Consider the following 2,551-nt stretch of genomic DNA (forward strand, 5'->3'; position numbering starts at 1 on the left):
TGCTACTAATCCCAGGTTTAGCTAGGTACAAGTAAGACCAACTGTAGTATGTGAATACTGATGGGTTTGACCCCAGAATATCGGTAGTATTTATAACTACATTTGTAAGGAAATAGGAGAATAACTGTGGTGCTACTAATCCCAGGTTTAATTAGGTACAAGTAAGACCAACTGTAGTATGTGAATACTGATGGGTTTGACCCCAGAATATCGGTAGTATTTATAACTACATTTGTAAGGAAATAGGAGAATAACTGCGCTGCCACTAATCCCAGGTTTAGCTAGGTACAAGTAAGACCAACTGTAGTATGTGAATACTGATGGGTTTGACCCCAGAATATCGGTAGTATTTATAACTACATTTGTAAGGAAATAGGAGAATAACTGCACTCCCACTAATCCCAGGTTTAGCTAGTTATAGCACTACGCATTAAAGTTAGGACATTGATAAAAGCTGAAAAGCTTTTTTAGTCAACTTTTGCCTCTTGCCTTGCGCGTAGCGCTATACAAGTAAGACAAACTCGACGAAGTAGCAGCGGAAACCGAAAACCCCAGCTAGCAGCTGCCACGCTCTGGTGCCAACTACTAGTTGGGGTTTCTCTATCTGATATCAAAATTTATGAATTTTGTAATGGTGTCCGTCAACTTGGAGCAATGTTCTGCCACAACTCGGCTGCAATAAACCTTGACAAATGCCCCACATTCGTTGTTGCAATTACAACATCTGGAACTCCAAGAGTCATGGCCTGAGCCACCAGAATCATATCAGCATCAATCGTTTTGTCACCTGCTGTTGGTTGTCCTTGCTGACGAGCTTGTGCCCAAAGTTGTGCAGCTTGACCCATGGCAACCGTTCTAATTGGCAAATATTCAATCAACTTGGTTAAATCATCTAGACGAGCAATGCCTTTTGTCTTCTTTGCTCGCAACAACTCACGGCGAATCTCATAGTCTACAATCTCTGGAATGATAACACGACTACCTGATGTCAGGTGAGTTTGAAGCCACTGAGCACAAGCAACACTCTGAGCAGACAGCTTGGGATTGGTGATCAGACCGACCGGTCCTGCATCCAACACTATGACTCCCCTCACCAACTTACACCCTTCATCTCAATTGGGAATAACTGACGCTCAGAGAGTCGATCCTGATCCAATGCATGAATCAAATACTGACCTGTTTCTTGTTGCTCTTCAATATCCTGATCATCAATCCAGGACTGAAGCAGATTAACCGCTTCAGCTTGCTTTTGCCTGAGCAGAATAGAGTTTTCCAAAAGTTGTAATGTTATAGCTTCGAGGGATATCCCTTGCTGCTTGGCTTCCTGCAAGAGATATTGCTCCAATTCTGGTGGCAGGTTAAGGATTAACGTCATCAGTCAAACAATGAATGATAAGATTTAATTTGTTAAGTAATTGGGCTTGATAACAAGAAGATGTTTTGTGATTAAACAATCGATCTTCTTGTTATCAATCTTGAAGAACGAATCGGACTGGTTGTTATCTCAGTTCAATCCCTACGAAAAATCCGATAAGCTAATCACATCAGCATAAGCAACACCCAAAGCATGCATAAATGCCCCATGTACGTCTTGAGCGATAATAGTCTGATTGCCAAAAACCAGATCTCTAGTAGCACAGGCATCATGAACTACCTTACACTTAAAACCCAAATCAGCAGCAGCGCGAGTGGTAGCATCAATACACATGTGACTCATGGCACCACAAATAACTAGCTGTTCAATCTCAGCTTGTTTGAGTTGATCCAGCAAAGTAGTTTCCCGAAAGCTATTAGGATAATTTTTCGGGATTACAGCTTCACCAGGAAGGGGTTTAATACTATCATGGATTTCAACTCCTTCAGTACCTCGGATAAAGAAGGGTTCATTAGAATCAGCTTCAAAAAAGTGCTGTATATGAAAAGTTGGCAACTTGTTTGATCGAAAATGCTCTAGTAAATGTTGAGCATTTTTACTAGCTAAATTCATCCCCACTAGTTCCATAGAACCACCAGGAAAGTAGTCATTCTGAATATCTACTAGTATCAGTGCTGTCTTCATTGCTATTCTCCGCCCCTATTTTTACTCATTATAACCCACATTTCGCCGGTAGTAGCATAGGACGAAGTACTACAACCCTCTAACATAATTTATAAGTTATTTTTGGTCTGGAAATTTGCATCGTCTTGTATGATTGGCTAAACCCTTAATTTTTCGTTTCCTTGGAATTACCTGCACCCTGTATTCCATAGCTGACAATTTGGGAACTCTAGCTTTAGGACTGTATAAAGCAGTATAGCAGTTCTAAATAGTTCTCAATTAGGTGAAGTACTTTCGTAAGCATTCAGCCGTCAGCGGTCAGCCGTCAGTTTTGTGGCACAGGCTTCTAGCCTGTGACTTTCCTCAAATTAAACCAATGCTTACCTGTTTTATTCAAAAGCTGTTCCCCTAGCTTGCCCATAGCCCATAAGCTTATAACTGTTCGCGAAGCGTGGCCAACGGCCTTTAGCTGATAGCTGATAGCTTACGTACTTTCCTATTGGGTTTTAGGGA

At 41.3% G+C, this 2,551-nt stretch carries 4 protein-coding genes; 1 reads left to right on the forward strand and 3 read right to left on the reverse strand.

Features of this window, described 5'->3' with window-relative positions; genetic code table 11:
• Positions 1 to 641: 641 nt before the first annotated feature.
• The 3 genes from F6K20_RS33690 to F6K20_RS33700 all read right to left on the reverse strand — a co-directional run bounded on the left by F6K20_RS33690 (position 642) and on the right by F6K20_RS33700 (position 2,059).
• The gene (locus F6K20_RS33690; RefSeq protein ID WP_287297683.1) at positions 642 to 1,094 is read right to left on the reverse strand and encodes a PIN domain-containing protein; all 453 of its coding nucleotides are present in this window, start codon (positions 1,092 to 1,094) and stop codon (positions 642 to 644) included.
• A complete protein-coding gene (locus F6K20_RS33695) occupies positions 1,091 to 1,375 on the reverse strand; it encodes a hypothetical protein (RefSeq protein ID WP_287297685.1) in 285 nt (94 codons plus the stop codon). The genes F6K20_RS33690 and F6K20_RS33695 overlap by 4 nt, the downstream gene beginning before the upstream one ends.
• Positions 1,376 to 1,516: 141 nt before the next feature.
• Positions 1,517 to 2,059 carry a cysteine hydrolase family protein gene (locus tag F6K20_RS33700; protein WP_287297687.1) on the reverse strand — a complete coding sequence of 181 codons (543 nt, stop codon included), beginning with the start codon at positions 2,057 to 2,059 and terminating at the stop codon, positions 1,517 to 1,519.
• A 262-nt stretch (positions 2,060 to 2,321) separates the two neighbouring features.
• On the opposite strand from F6K20_RS33700, the gene F6K20_RS33705 reads away from it, so the two are divergent.
• The gene (locus F6K20_RS33705; RefSeq protein ID WP_287297689.1) at positions 2,322 to 2,450 is read left to right on the forward strand and encodes a hypothetical protein; all 129 of its coding nucleotides are present in this window, start codon (positions 2,322 to 2,324) and stop codon (positions 2,448 to 2,450) included.
• Positions 2,451 to 2,551 lie beyond the last annotated feature (101 nt).

Source organism: Moorena sp. SIO2C4, from assembly GCF_010672485.1.
Taxonomy (GTDB): domain Bacteria; phylum Cyanobacteriota; class Cyanobacteriia; order Cyanobacteriales; family Coleofasciculaceae; genus Moorena; species Moorena producens.